Raw genomic sequence first — 16,782 nt, 5'->3', positions numbered from 1 at the left:
CATATATTAAAATCTACTCAGATACGAAGCCTCCAACCTGCTTATCCCACAACTCTTTATAAATCCCCTTCTTCCTAATAAGCTGAGCATGAGTTCCATCTTGAACAATCTTACCTTTATCAAGAACAATAATTCTATCAAGATGCTTCAAAGTAGAAAGTCTATGAGCAACAACTATAGAAGTTTTATTCTCCATCAACTTATTAAAACTTCCTTGAATATGAGCCTCTGTTTCAGAATCCAATGCCGAAGTAGCTTCATCCAAAAAGATAATAGGAGCATCTTTCAACATAGCCCTAGCAATAGCAACTCTTTGCTTTTGACCACCTGAAAGTTTAATACCTCTTTCACCAACAATAGTATTCCACCCTTTCTCAGTTCCTTCTATAAACTTCAATGCATGAGCATCCTTAGCAACTTTTTCAAGTTCATTCTTCTTAGCACTTGGTTTTGCATAAACAATATTCTCTTTAAGAGATCTATTAAACAAAACTGCATCTTGAGGAACCACAGAAATAGCATTTCTCAAACTATCTTGAGTCACATCAGCAATCTCTTGTCCATCAATCAAAATTTGACCTTTTTGCTTTTCATAAAATCTCAATAACAAATTCATAAACGTAGTTTTACCACTTCCAGAATGTCCTACTATACCAACCTTCTGCCCTGCTTCAATAGTAAGATTAAAACCTCTAAGAACTTCACTATCTTTTCCATTATAAGAAAAGTATACATTATTAAATTCTATCTTACCTTTTTTACAAGAAAGCTTCTTAGCATCCTCTTTATCTTTTATCTCAATAGGTTGTAAAATAGTTTTCAACGCAGATCTAATCTCTGACACAGCATCTAAATCATGGCTAATGTATCTCAACAATATGTTAAAGTTATTTACAATTCTAGAAAACATAAATATACAATATGATAAATCACCAAATTTAATTTGTCCTTTAGAATAAAGATAAACTGATAACAAAATAACTAAAGGAACTGCGATAACTTCTCTTATCAAATAGACACTCAAAGAAAAGAAAGATTTTATACCCCAAGTATTATAAGTTGTAGTAGTATATCTATCCTCACTATCTTTTAAAAATCTATTCTCTTTTTTAACACTAGAAAATAATTTCATATTCAAGAAGTTAGTAAAACAATCTATATAAACACCACTTGTTTTAGACCCTTGTTTTTCTCTCTTTTCAGAAATCTTCTTAATTGGCTTTTTAAAGAAAAAATATGCTAATGACATTAATGCCATAGTAGTAAACATAAGTATTCCAAGATATTTATTTATACTAAAAAACACTATTCCATTAAAGATAACTGATATAATTATATATAAATAAAACCAATTAATATTTTCTATAATATTAAAAACTCTCAAAACAGAATTTATCTTAGAATTTAATTTTCCAGATGGGTTTTCCGTATAATATTTATAAGAATGTTTTTGCAAATAATTGAACAAAGATAATCTTAACTCTTTTCTTTTTTGACTATAAAATCTTCTATTTATATAATTATCAGCAACAAATTGAATTAACCAAGTCAAAGAAAAAATAGCTAAAAAAGTATAAATATATAAAGATACATTGCTAAAAACTTGAGCCTTTTGAGAAGCATCAATAATATTTAAGATTTCTTTTATCAAAAAAGGAATTATAGCTGATGAAAAAAGATTACTTAACTGTATTAATGTAAAAGCAAAAATAAATAGAAATTTCCCATTTCTAAAAAACTGCCAAAAGAATGGTATTAACTTAACATCACCATCCTTATTTCTCTTAATATATCTTTCATCTATTTGATAGTCACCCTCTTCAACTATCTCAAAACGTTTAAACTTTTTATTCTTTCCCAATTTTTTAAACATAATATTTTCCCTTTTTAAATTCCCTAAAAGTATAATCCTATTTTCCATTTAATACAAGTTATAATAGATCTGTTACAATTTTTTTTTAAGTATTTTAATTTAGTAGATTGTAAAGCAAGAATAAATTTTGAGGGCGTGTACATAATAGTACATAACCGAACAAATTTAATTCTTAAATTTGCAATATAATATTTAAAAGACTTAAAAATTCAAAAAAAAATCTCTACTTCAGCTTGAAGTAGAGACCTATATTTCGTATTCAGAAAATATACTAAACAGTTGTTAGTTTTTTTCTTCCTTTAGCTCTTCTAGCATTTAAAACTCTAATACCACCTACAGATGCCATTCTAGATCTAAACCCATGTCTTCTAGCTCTTTTTAAGTTTGATGGTTGAAATGTTCTTTTCATCGTTAAATCTCCATATAAAGCAACGGCTTAACACCCGTTTTAAAACTTCTTAATCATTAATGTACTGACATTTTACATACAAAAAACCATTTTGCAAGCTTTTTTTTCATTTTTTCCTAAACAAATCAATGAAACTTCCCTATTTACAAAAACCCATAAAAAAGATAATATAAAACATATAAAATAAGAAAAGGAAATGTTAATGAAAAAATTCAGCCCTATTAAAAATATCAAAACGAATATTAACGATATAAAGGGAAACATATTAAAAAATAACGAAACATATATAGTGCAAGACAATCCACTACTAAACAATTTAATCCTTAGCAGCACAACGCTTCACCCTAACAAACATACAAGTGGACACAAACATGAAGGACAAGAAGAAATATACTTCTTCATAAAAGGTGAAGGGAAAATGGAAATTTCCCAAACTGAAGATGCTACAGAAATTTTTGAAGTTAAAGCTGGTGACGTAATTCAAATAGAAGATGGAGCTTTCCATAAAGTATATAACACCTCTTCTACAGAAGATCTATACTTCGTATGCGTATTCGACGGGAAACGAAATCATTAAATAAAAAAAGAGGTACAAAACCTCCGCAAAGTAATGGTGGGATTGGGGGGAATCGAACCCCCACTTCCGAAGAAACCAGATTTTGAGTCTAGCGCGTCTACCAGTTCCGCCACAATCCCATAAGTATTTTAATACAAAGAAATATATAGAATAAAAAATAAAAATCAAGCATAAAATATAATTCCAAACAAATTAAAAACCACTTATATAGCGAGTTTAAAAAAAAGTTGCATGAAGGCTTTTTTTCTGATATAATTATCTATATCTTGAGTTAGGAGAAATAGGTTATGAAACTTAAAAAAGCACTATTACCAATATTTTTAACTTCATTTTTAGTATCAAATGATGCCTTTTCTCTTGTAACAAATACTAGGTACGCCAACCAAAGAAATGCTCAAAAACATATAGGTTATATGAAAAGTAATGGAAACGGTGGCTTCATGGCCGTAGGTGGACAACAGTATAACAATTATTACCTAGCTCAATACTCTCAAGAGGATTGTATCTCTGTATTACTTCAAGCATTAGATAAAGCTTGTTACGACGATATAGATGTTTCAAATGGCGTTTATCAAGATTGCGCAGATTCTTCTATGTCTGACCTATCTACATTCATGGATGCAAATCTATTCTATGTAGTTCCTGCAAATCAAGAAGAACATTACAGACAAAAATGTTCAGCTTACAAATCAAAAGCTATCGAAAGATTTTTATCTATAAAAAATAACATCGAACAAAGTGCTAAAGAAAGCTCTTACGAATGCCAAAGAGCAAAAGATTTATTAAACAAAGCTAAAGATTGCCACATGAAAGTAATTTCTTCATCAGGTTCATATTTTGATGGAGCAAAAGGATCTTGTTCTGGCGAAGTTAGAAGAGACTTCGAAAGAGCAGGAAACATGGGCGCATCTAATATTATGGGATATGTAGACAACTTCACTACAGGTCAATTCACAGGGAAAGAAGCTAACTGGAGACAAACAGTAGACGCGGTACTTTCTACATACATGATGAAAGCCAAGGCAGCTTGTGGTGTAGATGATTTCGAAATTACTGACATAAATTTATATTCACCTGATAGCCAAACAAACTCTCTAACAAAACAAAGAGATGCTTATGCTATGCAAAAAGGAATTAATAATGCCAATGCTGGTCTATCAAATAGTGATGCAAACATCATTAACGCAATAGGCAGTAGCATAAACAAAATAAAAGGTAGAACTTCTGCTCAACCTTCAGCTCCTGCAGTAGCTCCAGCTGACTCAGATGGCTCAAAACTAGATGCTTTAATAAATGGAGTTATATACAATATCAATACTACTAACATTGGTGTTGCAACAAGCAGACTTTCAATAATACTTGAAAACCCAACTTATGTAGATGCTAACAATCCAATTGATGCTCAAATAAGTCAAAACGTATTTGGGTCTGCCGTAAGCAAAAATAATATTGATAGCTTCGTAAGTCACGTAAATAACATGTCTGGAAAAACAAACATATTTGTAATAAGTTCTAACAACACAGGAATGAATATCTGTTCTGTTCAAAAACAAGTTGGTGACAGATTAGTTCCTATCGATTCAAGAACAGCTTTACAAAGTTCAAAACTTAAAGTTTATCTAAGTCAATGTACTGATATAACAGGCTTCTAATATGATAGAACTAGAAAATATCAAATCTAAATGTTCAGAGTTAATTCAAAATATAAAGGTGTGTCTTTGACATACCTACTTTAACCTCTACCCTAAAAGATCTAGAAAAAGAAATTGAAAAACCTGATTTCTGGAATAATCAAAAAAAATCTGAAAAAGTTTTAAAAGAAAAAAAATCTATTGAGAAAAAATTAGAAAAATTCTCAACCCTTTCTAATACTCTAGTAGATAATTCTGAAATGCTAAAAATAGCAATAGAAGAAAATGAAAAAGATCTAATAAAAGAAATTGAAAACAACTTCAAAAACCTTCTAACAGAACTTGAAATTTTAAATACAGAAACAAGATTTTCTGGAGAACTAGATAAACACGATTGCTATATAGAAATACACCCTGGAGCAGGAGGAACTGAAAGCTGTGACTGGGCAGAAATGCTTTTAAGAATGTATATCAGATGGGCAGAACAAAAGAAATTCAAGTATGAAATCATAGAAGAGCAATCCGGTGAAGTTGCAGGTATTAAATCTGCAACTATTTCAATAGAAGGAGAAAACACTTTCGGATGGTTAAAAAACGAAAGTGGTATTCACAGATTAGTAAGAATATCTCCATTCGACTCTAATGCTAAAAGACATACATCCTTCGCTTCTGTATGGATATATCCAAAAATAGAAGAAGAAATTGAAATAACAATAGAAGATAAAGATCTAAAAATAGATACATACAGAGCTTCCGGAGCTGGTGGTCAACACGTAAACAAAACTGACTCAGCTGTAAGAATAACTCACCTACCTACTAAAATAGTAGTACAATCTCAAAACTCTAGATCACAACATCAAAACAAAGCAGAATGTATGAAAATGCTTAAATCTAGATTATACGAAATGGAAGTAGCAGCAAGAGAAGCAGAAACAAACGAAGCCAATGCAAATAAAAGCGAAATTGGCTGGGGCAATCAAATTAGATCATATGTTATGCAACCATACCAACTAGTAAAAGATACTAGAAACGGTATCGAAGAGAGTAACGTGCAAAGCGTATTAAACGGAAATATAGATAAATTCCTTATAGGTAAAAGATAGAAAATAATCTTGTTGTAAACAATCATAATTTATGATAAAATATATCTAAATATGCAGGGAGATAGGATATGAAAATCAAAAATTTCAAAAACATATTAATTGCTGGAGCACTAATTTCTACAGCTGCTTGTTCTATGAACGACTTCAGAGATTCTGAAAATTTTTCTGACGTAGAAGTAGAACAAAAATATAATGACGTAAATAGATACGATAACCTGGCAAGAAACAAAGAAATTTCTCAATCTGAAATAGAGTATGTAAAAGAAAAATGGTATTCAAATAAGGTTAGAGAAAAAATGGAAACTTTTAAAGGACACTCTTTCAAAGTTCAATATAAATTCCATACTGGTGAATTAAAAGAATTTAGAGTCCTATGGGTGTCTGATAACAATAGAGCATACCCTGATACCATTGAAAACATGATCTCTGCAGTAGCTGATAGATATATGATCAGAACTTGCGGTAACGGAATGCCTATCACTGTTTACAACGAACCATCTCTAGGTTTAACAAAATACGACCTACAAGAATACAAACCGACATATGGTGGCGGAGAAGTTAAAGAATACGGCTTCAGATGTTTATATAACAAATAAAAAATAACCTCTCAATTGAGAGGTTTTTTTTATCATAACTATTTACATTTATTCATAAAAAATTCATAGGTTTTCTGACATACATCATCAACTTGACCCAACTTAGTAAAGTTATGATTAGCGTCTTCTAAAATTTCAAAATCTGAATTTTTAATTTTTCCCTCATAACAATCATTCCACTTAGTTGATTTGCTAGCAACTATTATTTTCGTAGGAACTTCTATCTTAGAGCATAATTCTGAAACTTTATCTTTAGTATAGATTTTAGAATTTTTTAAAAGCTCATCATTTATTAAATAATATTGACCATCCCAATTAACTATTGGTAAATCTTTTTTCCTAATTACAAATTCTTGCTCCTCTAAAACATTTTGATTAAAAGTAGGATCCCACAAAGCCTGCCCAGAACATAAAATATTAGCAACTACAATAGCTAATCCTCCATTACTATGGCCTACTAAATAGATACTATCATATTTCTCTTTAAAATAATAAAAAACATCTTGCAAATCTTGAGACTGTCTTGACATAGTCAAACCTTCATATAAAGCTCTCTTCTTAACTCCATCGATTTCTTCATCACTATATTTATTATAAACAAAAACATCAAAATTTTTATGATAAAAAAAATCCACACTTCTTTTAATAAGATATGAATCTATCAAGCCTGTTAATCCATGTAAAAATATAACCAAGTTCTTTTGATTTTTTTCTTTATTATAATATATACCTGAGATGCTAAATCCATCTCTAGTTTTTATTTCCAATTTTTTTTCCATAGTTCACCCATCATAACTTTTTCAATTTATATTACTTTCCTAATCCAGTATTCTTCGCTAACTTACTTCTAGTCTTCGCATAGTTAGGAGCTACAAAAGGATAATCCAAAGGCAATCCCCACTTCTTCCTATAAACTTCAGGTGTCATATTATAGTGAGTTTTCAAATATCTCTTAAGCATTTTTAATTTCTTACCATCTTCAAGACAAACTATATAATCATCATTAATAGAATCCTCAATAGAAACAGCCGGAACATTTCCACTACCCAATTTACCCTGAGCGCAGTTACTCAATGATTTAAAAACATCTTCTATTAATTTACCCAATTTATCCTTAGACACAACTTCTTTATCAACACAAGCGGCAACAATCTTCGCCGTAGAAGATATCAAAACTTCTTTTATATTATTATCAGACATAAAACACCTCATCAAAATTATTTATTACGATTAGATCGTACAAAAAAGCATAAATTCAAAACTATACTTAAGTATATTATAGAATACTTACATTCAATTTACAATTTATTTTTTCCCTTGCTAAAAAAAGCTTTTTTTTATAAAATAATATACAAAAGGAATGAGCCATGAAATTATATAAAATCGCAACTTTTTTAATAGCAAATACATTACTTGCAACACCAATAACACACGCAGCCGAAGAACAAGAATGGGGTGAATTTGGTAGAAGAAAAGTATACTCTATTTCAAAATGTATGAACAACTTTAAATATTGCACTCAAGCTCAATCAGCAGACGTAAGTGAATCAAGAAGAGATAAAGGTGAAAGAGATTGCGGAGAATTTGTTCAATTTTGCGAACCTATATTTCAAGACGTATGTGATGCTATGAAAAGAACAGGATATGATTGCGGAACTCCTGAATACCTACAAGATAAATTCGAAGAACAAACTATAAGAGGAATCGAAGTGGGTGAAAACAAAGAATTCACAAAAAAAATAAAAGAAGCTTTAAAATTAAAAAAAGCTGAAGATATTATTAATGAAAAAAATAAAGAAGATCAAGTAGAAGCCAAAGAAAAAGCTGAGGCCGAAGCTGAAGAAAAAAAGAAAAATACTGTTAGAAAAATATCTATTTATTAATCCTAAAATGAAAGAAAAAGAAATGACTAAGAACTACTTTTTTACTGCAATAGCCGGAAACGGAATGCAACCACTAGCATTATTACTTAAAGCATCTGGAGCTAACGTTAGCGGATCAGATATATACTTTGATAAAGGAGTAAAACCTGAAGTAAGAAAAGAGTTAGAAGACGCAGGTATTAAAATATTTCCAGAAGATGGAAGTGGTATTAATGAAAACACAGATGAAATAATCATTAACAGAATTATACCTGAAACTCAAAAAGATTTAGCCAAAGCTAGAAAGTTAAATATCCCATCTGTCTTAAGACCAAAAAAATTAGCAGAATTCTTCTCTAACTACAGATTAGTAGGCGTTGCTGGAACAGCTGGTAAAACCACTACAACAGCAATGGTTGGCCACATTCTTAAAAAATGCCAAAAAGATCCTACAATAGTAACTGGATCTGAAATGACTAATTACAACTCTCGCCTAGTAATAGGTAAAAGCAATATAATCGTTGCTGAAATAGACGAAAGTGGTGAAGCATACAAAAGCAAAGGCTTTTATGATATCATCTCTCAATGCCAACCTGAAGTTGGTATAGTTCTAAACGTAGGTAACGATCATTTCGAAAACATTGAAGATGCAAAAGCTGTATTTGAAGACTATGCTAAAAACAATGTTCAAAAATTACTTATTAAAAATGAAAATTGTAAATTAAGTGACAATATTAAAAATCAAAATATAGAAACAGTTTCTTTCGGAACTTGCTCATGCGCAAAATATTTTATAACAGACATTAAAAGCTCTTCCAATGGATTAACATTCAAAGTAAATAACCTACAAGCTCAAATGCCTATAATAGGATATTTCAATGCCTATAATGCAACTAGTGCAATTGCAGCTGCGGCAAACTTTGATATCACTAGTGAAGAAGCTATTGAAGCATTAAAAGACTTTAAAGGAACAAAACAAAGATTAAGCATATGTGATAACAAAGATGGTGTAACAAGTATATGTGACTTTGCTCACACAGTAGAAGAAATTGAAGCATCTCTTTCGGCTCTTCAAGAAATATATAAAAGAGTATTCTTAATGTACCAACCTCACGGAATGGTATCACATACTCACATGAAAGATAAAATGCCAGACTTATTTAATAAACTACTAAGAAAAGAAGATAAACTTTATCTAATGGATACTTATCTTAAAACAAAAGAATTTGAAAGCTCAAAAATAGTAGCTGATAAAATCACAAACGGAGAATTTTTAGACAAGTTAGAAAACTTAAAAGATCGTCTTCCTAATTTAAAAGAAGGTGATGCTGTTGTGATAATGGGAGCAAGAGATCCTGAACTATTTCCATTCGCTGAAAAAGTTTTAAAAGATTAAATCTTTCTAAACAAAGTCAAAAATCAAAAAGAACTGAATTAAAAACCCAGTTCTTTTTTTTCCCCTTATGCTAAATATTTTACAGAGAAATTTTTAAAATACCAGAAATATTTTTATTTAAATATTTTTTCTTTTCTCCGTTTGAAATTCCATCCATAGAAAAACCATATTTATCAATCGCCCCTGTTAAACCTGTATTAGCAATTCTTAATAAAGGCTTGTTATTTTCTACTGCTTGAAATGTAGAAATGATATAATGCTTATCTAAAACCTTATCTGCAAACCATCCCTCATTAAGAACATTTAGTATGGCAAACTTTTCAACATCATCTTTCTTTTTCCAGAATTTAAAATTCCAGAATGGAAATGTAATTTCATGACATATTTTAGGTAAGAAAAACAATCTATCTTTTAAGAATAATTCATCTCTATTTTCACCATTAGAAAATCCACTTCCCTCTCCATTTTCAGGAACAAAAATTTTCAAAAACCAAGGCAAGTATTCACCAAAAGCAACCAACCTTTTTTTATCATAAGTATGAATAATATTTCCATTAGAATCAAATGTAGAAAGTGAGTTAAAAAACTTCCTTTCAAAATCATCAGTTTTATGATCTATATATCCAAAAGAAGCTAAGTGACCAGAAATTAAATATCCATTTTTAGGAATGATTTTTTGAATTTCTTCTATATGAAGTTTACTGCCACCTATATAATATTGCAAAGCAGATTCATAAAAAGTAAAAACAGGAATCCTATCAGAATTTTCATCCAAAGAAATAGTAGATTGCATATTTATTAAATCTGTTTTTCTTTGATCTATAACCTTAGGAGTATATTTTATATATGAAGGAGCGTTACCCTGAAACAAATAAAAATCTAACTTCAAATCCGACTTAGATACATCATACTTTTCATACCCACTCAACCTAACAAATCCAAAAGAGATAGTAACCACAAAAGGTAGGAAAAATGCCAAAAACGCCGGTCGAATCGATTTATTTTTAAAATTAATAAACCTAAAAGATAGTATCAAAAGCATAGTAACTAAGGATAAATCAAAAACCGAGATAAACGGTAAAGATACCAGCTGAATCATACTCTTCACTTCAAACCAATTATAAGCCATATATTCATAAGGCCAACCTTGCCAAACAAAAGTTAAAAACATCTCTGACAACACAAAAACAACTGCAAAAAGAATCGCTTTCCAAACATTATTTTGCCCTTTTTGATATTTCCATAAAAAATAAAAAGGTATAGATTTAACACCTGCCAAAACAACAGGGAAAAACACTCTAATTAAAAAATATCCAACAACAAAATAAGATGGCAACCCATTCACTAATGCAGAATTAGCAACCCAAGATGCCGAAACAAAAAACCATCCATAAAAAAATGAAAGTACTAAAAAGTAAAATTCTTTAAACGAAATCTTCTTACTAAAAGTATCTTTTAAAACACTATAAAAAACATTTAAACAAACACCAATTATAGTAAATTTTAACCACCAAATTTGACTATCAATTTTAGGTTCACAAAGACCAACAATCAAACCTAAAAATGCCAAAGAAAAAATCTTTTTTTCCTTTAAAAATTTAACTACTTTTTCAACCCAACTTTTCATAAAATAAATCCTACTTCTTTCTCTATATTTTTTCATGATTAAAAATCTTTAATAAGGATTATCCAACCCCATACTTTCCATAATTTCTATTTCTAAACCTTCCATCTCATCAGCCTCAGAATCATCCAAATGATCATAACCCAGAAGATGTAAAAATCCATGAACAATTAAATGCACGAAATGATTTTTAAATTCTTTACCCTGCTCTTTAACCTCTTTCAAAACTGTATCAATAGAAACTACAATATCACCCAACATTTCATCATCTTCCGTTTCAAAAGAAAGAACATTAGTCGGTTTATCTTTACCTCTAAAATCTTTATTCAATTTATGAATTTCACTGTCATTAGTAAGTAAAATAGAAACTTCTTTTCCATCTAAAGAAAAATTCAAATAACTAGCTGAAGCCTCAATAACATCCTTTATAACAACATTAAACTCAGATAAAATATCATCCAAATTTTCATATTCATTTCTAATTAAAATTTCATACATAAGAATCCCTTAAATCAAAAAATTATAACATGAGTAAAGTCTAAAGAATCTCCCAAAACAAAGCAAGGAGATAAATTAAAAGGACCCCTAAAGGTCCTCATAATACAAAGTATTTTTCAACTATTTTTTTAACATCATCTAAATGATCTTCAGCAGAACCGAATTCAGCCTCGATAGAAGTAAATTTAGAATTTAAAAAAGTTAAAACAACCTTATCATTTACTATTAATTTACATACTTCTTTAAAAAAACTTTCCAATAAATTTTCCGGAAATAAAGCCTTAACCCTGCGCTCTTCTTCAGAAAGCTTACTTATCATAATTTTTCTATTTAAACCAAATTCAAATTTGACAACTAAATTATCATATTCGAATGAAATTTCTTTTTGATAAAGTCCAAAGCCAAATTTAAAATTCTCCTTAGACAATAAATCTACTAAATTAATTTTTTTCATCTCAGTAATTTTTTTAACTATATAGCCCTGATAATTTAACAGGGCTATATATAAAAAATTAATAATCAAAGTACTTAGTTCGCAAACCTTCCAAACACTCAGTTTTCTGATTTTCATCATCGGAAAAAAATGTATTAGCAAATGTAGAATATTCATTTCCTTCCCTTCTATAAAAAGCAAGCTCCACATTTTCTTTTAAATGAGATTTAACATCTCCATAAAAAGAACACATTTTTTCTCCAATAATATTGGAAGTCACAAATTCCATTAAATTATAATCCACTGGATAGGTATAAAAACTATCCAGCTCTTTAGAAGAAGCTGAACCGAATTCAAAAATGAAATTAGGCCCTTTACTAAGTTGAATCATCAATTTATTAAAGTTAATTTCAACTTTAAAAGAAACTCCATATCCTTCATCTAAAAAAGATTTTATAGGCACCAGCTCCGGCACATCAACTTTTTCTGATTTTTCTTCCACCCCATTTTTCTCTTCTAAAGAGAAATAGGTTAAAAAAATCTTTTCCAATTCCAAAGCTGCTAAGGGATCATTATCCCCACGTTTTTCTAAACTAGCATATAAAGTTTCTAATTTATTTCCATCAAAGGCTACATATGTAGTACCCGATATTTCTGTTTTATTTAATAAAACTCTAAACTCTTGAAAGAACTTTATCAAAACTTCCGTATCCAAAATTTTTAAAAACTGTGGGAATTCAAACTTATTTACCTTCAAAGAAATGGAATCTTCTAAACAATCAACATCATGAAACATATACTTAACATAGCTTCTCATTGAATGATTGTGACTATTTTCATCATCTTTAATAAGCTTTAGAAAAAGCTTTCCATCATTAGATGCCGCAACTAAAGACAAGTTATGCAATTTAAGAAATTCTAAATTAATTTTTTTCATATCTATATATTTAAACTATTATCATAATTTACATTTTAACTAAACTCAAAATAAACCATAGAAGATATTTTGTCAAGAAATTATTGTAAAGAAAAAAATAACCCCGTTAATTTAACAAGGTTATTGCAAAAATATTAATCATGTAATTGATCTTCTTTTTGAAGTTCATTCAACTTATTTTGTAAATTAAAAATTTCATTTTTCCTAATTTCATTCTCTCTAGCCTGGCTAATTCTAATATCTTTATCTTTTACAAAATCAGAATATTCAGAATTAAGCTGATCTATGATTTCTTGAAATTCAATCCTAAAATCCTCAATTTCTTCTTCAGGAATACTTCTAACAAACCTTACCAATTCATCGTTACTCGTAAAGTAATCTGTTCTATCCATCAATATATGTTCTAAAAAGGATATATTATTATCACTTTCAGCATATAAAGAATTATTTTCAAAATCCTTATCTGTATAATAATAACTTTGATGCTTTTGGAATTTTTCTATCTTAAATAAAACGTTTTTATTTTCATCTAAAAAGACAACTTCCTTATTTTTCTTAACACCATGCTCCGAACTATCATAAGATATAACATACATTCCATCATAATCTCTATAAGAATATTCTTTATCCTCATTTCCTTCCCAGACAATATTGCCACCATCTAATATGATAAGATCTCTAGATTTATCTCTCTTATAAAAAGAAACCCAATTATTATCATCCTTCCCAACTCCAACTTTATCATAACTACCTTCTTTAATAGTATCTATAGAAAAACCATCTTCCCTCTCTTCAATAGATTTTAAATAAAGATTTTCTTTATCTAAATAAGAAAAATACTTTCCATCTCTATAAGTTTCAAACTTTTTATTATTACCTTTTGCATTATCATAATCTATACCTAAATCTTGAAAAGAATTTCCATCTTCAAGTAATTTATAAACCTTATCAAATTCTTCTTTTGAATAACGATCTGCAGGACTTTTTCTCCAACCCAAAATAGCAAACCCATCAACAAGCTCTCTAACATTTTTATCGAAAGGATAATACTCAATTTCTCCCTTATCCCAATCTAAAACATTAACTAAAAAATAAGTAGCAACTTCATCACTCCCATCAACTTTAAATGAAAAAGTATTTTCACCATGTATTTGAAAATGATATCCTCTTTCAATTCCATCCAACTTAGTAACAAGATCTTTTAAATCATAGTAACCATTCAAATCCATATTCCCAGTTTCTTCGTTTTCAACAAAACTTAATTTAAAAGCATCATTCTCATTATCCGTATCATGCATTAAAAATCCATGTTTAAATTCAATATCATTCACACCTTCAAACAATAACTTTAATTTATTTTTAGAATTAGAGGCAAATACATAATCAACATGATTCTCATTCCTAAAATATTTTAAGCTTTCCTTCATATTATCAGGAAGAAATTCTTCTGGAAAATCTCTTTGCATCAAATGTCCATCAAAAATCTTTTCATGATTTCTAAGAGCCTTACCATCAGAATAAAATACATAATCTGACAACAAAGTCTTACCCCTATAATCTTTACGCGTAGGTCCTGAATATTTAATCTCTGTAAAATTATCCCCAACATTAGCAGAATGCTTTTCATAATATTGAATTTTAGAATCTTCTTTAGCTGTCATAATGAGCCTCCTTTAGTTTCCCCTCTAAAAGAACTAATAAATTATTAAACATAATTTTAAACTTGTAAAGAAAAAACATAAATACTTGACAAAAAGATTTTTATAAAATATAATTTGAAACAACAATATTATAAACCAGTTGCTTAAAAAGCTGCCTAAACTCAGGTGGTAGCAACACAAACATTTATATTATGAATAAATTAAACAAAGTTGAATTAAAATCATTACTAGAAGAAGAAGGATTCAAGGTCGAAGAAATTAGCCTTAAAATGTTAGTAAACAATCTAGTTACCCCAATTAAACCATCAAAAATGACTCAACTAATTGGAATTAAAAACGCCAAAATAGTTGAAAGGTTTGAAACTACCGAATTAATCAAAAGTGAAATTGGAGGTAAAAAACTAATATTTTCAAATAGAGAAAATTATAACCGATTAGAACAATCAACAGCATTGGATGCCTGCGTAGTAATTTTCCCTGAAGAACATTCAAAAATACTATTGATAAGTCCAAGAAAAGAAAAACTTTTTTTCCAAAGGATGATAAAAGTTAATAAAAAATGGAAAACTTTTGGAGATAAGATAAAAGATTTTCGTTTCAACGGAAATAATTATCACGAGAATGTCGAAGAAATTGGTGTAATGGCTATTATTTAATTATTCATTTTAAAAAACTGCAGATAATTTCTGCAGTTTTTACTTTAACATTATATCTTTCCATGTAACACAGAGTGACCGGCACTTTCAATCTCAACTTCTAAAATTTCACCTTCTAAATCGTTATCAGATTTAACCATAACTGGCTGCATATATTCTGTACGACCAACCCATAATCCAGTCTTTTCACCCTTATATTCAAAAAGAACTTTCATAATTTTTCCAACACAACTATCATAAAACTCAGATTGTTTCTTTTTCAATAAAGCTTGAAGCCTTTCTAATCTTTCTGCTTTAATATCTTCAGCGACATGTCTACCACCTTCCATTCTATCTCCAGCAGTACCTGGTCTTCTAGAATACTTAAATGAGAACGCCTGAATAAAACCAACTCTTTCAACAACCTTTAAAGTTTCTTCAAAATCTTCATCTGTTTCATCAACATAACCAACAATAAAATCTGACGAAATTTGAACATTAGGATTTATCTCTTTCAACCTATCAATAGTAGCCAAATAAGACTCTTGAGTATATCTTCTATTCATAGTCTTCAACACGTTATCTGAACCCGCTTGCATAGGTAAATAAATCAATGGCATTAACTTTGGCTCACTACCATGTAATTCCATCAACTCATCACCAAGCTGCGTAGGATAAGAAGTAGTATATCTAATTCTCTTAACATTTTCCAACTTAGCAACTTCTTTAATAATATATGCTAAATTCTTTTCTTCACCAGAAACATCAACTCCATGATAAGCATCAACGTTTTGCCCTAACAAATTAATTTCAACAGCACCTAAATCATTCAAGTTTTTAGCCTCTTTTAAAACAGCTTCAACAGGACGAGAAATTTCCCTACCTCTAGTATAAGGAACAACACAATAAGTACAAAACTTATCACAACCTTCTTGTATAGCTAAAAATGCAACTTTAGAAGACTTGCTCAACTGAGGCAATTCATCAAACTTTTCAATACCATCTTCCACATCTACATTTATATTTCTAGCCTTACCTTCTTCCATTAAATCAACAAAAGATTTATCAATCATATCTGGCAACAAATGGTATCTTTGTGAAGACAAAACAATAGAAACATAAGGAGTTCTTTTAAAAATTTCCTTACCCATAGCTTTAGCAACACAACCTATAACGCCAATAACAACTTGAGAACCTTCTCCACCAACTTGCTTACCTGATTTTTCTAAAGCCTTTTTAATTCTACCTAAACGAGAAAAAACTTTTTCAGCAGCCTTCTCTCTAATATGACAAGTATTCAAAAGAATAACATCAGCTTCCTTCTCATCTTGCACTTGAACAAATGCCAATTTTTTCAACATATCAGCAATTCTAATTCCATCATAAACATTCATCTGACACCCAAATGTATCTATATAAAACTTCTTCATAAATTTACCCTTTTCAATAAAATTTGCACAAACATTATAAATAGTAAACAAACAATTTACAACAAAAAATATATTTCATAAAAAAGAAAAAAATCCCTCTATTATAATTAATAGAAG

16 protein-coding genes, 1 tRNA gene and 1 pseudogene are annotated in these 16,782 nt (G+C 29.4%); 7 read left to right on the top strand and 11 right to left on the bottom strand.

Annotated elements, in window-relative coordinates; all coding sequences use genetic code 11:
• Window positions 1-13: 13 nt before the first annotated feature.
• A complete protein-coding gene (locus N4A44_00420; protein ID MCT4552111.1) occupies window positions 14-1,873 on the bottom strand; it encodes an ABC transporter ATP-binding protein/permease in 1,860 nt (619 codons plus the stop codon).
• A gap of 271 nt (window positions 1,874-2,144) precedes the next feature.
• Window positions 2,145-2,282, bottom strand: a complete 138-nt coding sequence (gene rpmH, locus N4A44_00415) for a 50S ribosomal protein L34 (protein MCT4552110.1) — start codon at window positions 2,280-2,282, stop codon at window positions 2,145-2,147.
• A 202-nt stretch (window positions 2,283-2,484) separates the two neighbouring features.
• Here rpmH and N4A44_00410 point away from each other — a divergent pair, with 202 nt between their 5' ends.
• Entirely contained in the window at window positions 2,485-2,859 is a 375-nt protein-coding gene (locus N4A44_00410) for a cupin domain-containing protein (protein MCT4552109.1), read from the top strand.
• Window positions 2,860-2,893: 34 nt separating this feature from the next.
• On the opposite strand, the gene N4A44_00405 is transcribed toward N4A44_00410, so the two are convergent.
• Window positions 2,894-2,978, bottom strand: a tRNA-Leu gene (locus N4A44_00405).
• A gap of 168 nt (window positions 2,979-3,146) precedes the next feature.
• Between N4A44_00405 and N4A44_00400 the strand changes: the two genes are divergently transcribed.
• The 3 genes and pseudogenes from N4A44_00400 (at window position 3,147) to N4A44_00390 (ending at window position 6,189) form a co-directional block, all read left to right on the top strand.
• A complete protein-coding gene (locus N4A44_00400; GenBank protein ID MCT4552108.1) occupies window positions 3,147-4,511 on the top strand; it encodes a hypothetical protein in 1,365 nt (454 codons plus the stop codon).
• 50 nt (window positions 4,512-4,561) lie between these two features.
• A pseudogene (prfB, locus tag N4A44_00395) lies at window positions 4,562-5,593 on the top strand (peptide chain release factor 2).
• Window positions 5,594-5,661: 68 nt separating this feature from the next.
• Window positions 5,662-6,189, top strand: a complete 528-nt coding sequence (locus tag N4A44_00390; GenBank protein MCT4552107.1) for a hypothetical protein — start codon at window positions 5,662-5,664, stop codon at window positions 6,187-6,189.
• A gap of 38 nt (window positions 6,190-6,227) precedes the next feature.
• On the opposite strand, the gene N4A44_00385 is transcribed toward N4A44_00390, so the two are convergent.
• Together N4A44_00385 and N4A44_00380 are read right to left on the bottom strand one after the other, a co-directional pair.
• Window positions 6,228-6,968 carry a hypothetical protein gene (locus N4A44_00385; GenBank protein ID MCT4552106.1) on the bottom strand — a complete coding sequence of 247 codons (741 nt, stop codon included), beginning with the start codon at window positions 6,966-6,968 and terminating at the stop codon, window positions 6,228-6,230.
• Between the two features lie 31 nt (window positions 6,969-6,999).
• On the bottom strand, window positions 7,000-7,389 hold the full coding sequence (locus tag N4A44_00380; GenBank protein MCT4552105.1) for a MucR family transcriptional regulator: 390 nt from the start codon (window positions 7,387-7,389) through the stop codon (window positions 7,000-7,002).
• Between the two features lie 167 nt (window positions 7,390-7,556).
• Here N4A44_00380 and N4A44_00375 point away from each other — a divergent pair, with 167 nt between their 5' ends.
• Both N4A44_00375 and N4A44_00370 read left to right on the top strand, forming a co-directional pair.
• Window positions 7,557-8,072 carry a hypothetical protein gene (locus tag N4A44_00375; GenBank protein MCT4552104.1) on the top strand — a complete coding sequence of 172 codons (516 nt, stop codon included), beginning with the start codon at window positions 7,557-7,559 and terminating at the stop codon, window positions 8,070-8,072.
• A 22-nt stretch (window positions 8,073-8,094) separates the two neighbouring features.
• Window positions 8,095-9,447, top strand: coding sequence for a Mur ligase family protein (locus tag N4A44_00370; GenBank protein ID MCT4552103.1), 1,353 nt, complete (start codon window positions 8,095-8,097; stop codon window positions 9,445-9,447).
• Window positions 9,448-9,526: 79 nt separating this feature from the next.
• Here N4A44_00370 and lnt read toward each other — a convergent pair whose 3' ends face one another.
• From lnt to N4A44_00345, 5 genes are all read right to left on the bottom strand, one after another.
• Entirely contained in the window at window positions 9,527-11,074 is a 1,548-nt protein-coding gene (gene lnt, locus N4A44_00365; GenBank protein ID MCT4552102.1) for an apolipoprotein N-acyltransferase, read from the bottom strand.
• 48 nt (window positions 11,075-11,122) lie between these two features.
• Window positions 11,123-11,569, bottom strand: a complete 447-nt coding sequence (ybeY, locus tag N4A44_00360; protein ID MCT4552101.1) for an rRNA maturation RNase YbeY — start codon at window positions 11,567-11,569, stop codon at window positions 11,123-11,125.
• Window positions 11,570-11,666: 97 nt separating this feature from the next.
• Window positions 11,667-12,023, bottom strand: a complete 357-nt coding sequence (locus N4A44_00355) for a hypothetical protein (GenBank protein MCT4552100.1) — start codon at window positions 12,021-12,023, stop codon at window positions 11,667-11,669.
• A 58-nt stretch (window positions 12,024-12,081) separates the two neighbouring features.
• Window positions 12,082-12,939 carry a hypothetical protein gene (locus N4A44_00350; protein MCT4552099.1) on the bottom strand — a complete coding sequence of 286 codons (858 nt, stop codon included), beginning with the start codon at window positions 12,937-12,939 and terminating at the stop codon, window positions 12,082-12,084.
• 134 nt (window positions 12,940-13,073) lie between these two features.
• A complete protein-coding gene (locus N4A44_00345) occupies window positions 13,074-14,600 on the bottom strand; it encodes a hypothetical protein (protein MCT4552098.1) in 1,527 nt (508 codons plus the stop codon).
• A 191-nt stretch (window positions 14,601-14,791) separates the two neighbouring features.
• Here N4A44_00345 and N4A44_00340 point away from each other — a divergent pair, with 191 nt between their 5' ends.
• Entirely contained in the window at window positions 14,792-15,256 is a 465-nt protein-coding gene (locus N4A44_00340) for a hypothetical protein (protein ID MCT4552097.1), read from the top strand.
• 50 nt (window positions 15,257-15,306) lie between these two features.
• On the opposite strand, the gene miaB is transcribed toward N4A44_00340, so the two are convergent.
• Window positions 15,307-16,665: a tRNA (N6-isopentenyl adenosine(37)-C2)-methylthiotransferase MiaB gene (gene miaB / locus N4A44_00335; GenBank protein MCT4552096.1), complete on the bottom strand. Its 1,359-nt coding sequence runs from the start codon at window positions 16,663-16,665 to the stop codon at window positions 15,307-15,309.
• Between the last annotated feature and the right edge of the window lie 117 nt (window positions 16,666-16,782).

The organism is Alphaproteobacteria bacterium (assembly GCA_025210155.1).
GTDB lineage: Bacteria > Pseudomonadota > Alphaproteobacteria > Rs-D84 > CASDRH01 > JAOASE01.
This window is presented reverse-complemented; position numbering and strand designations above follow the sequence as displayed.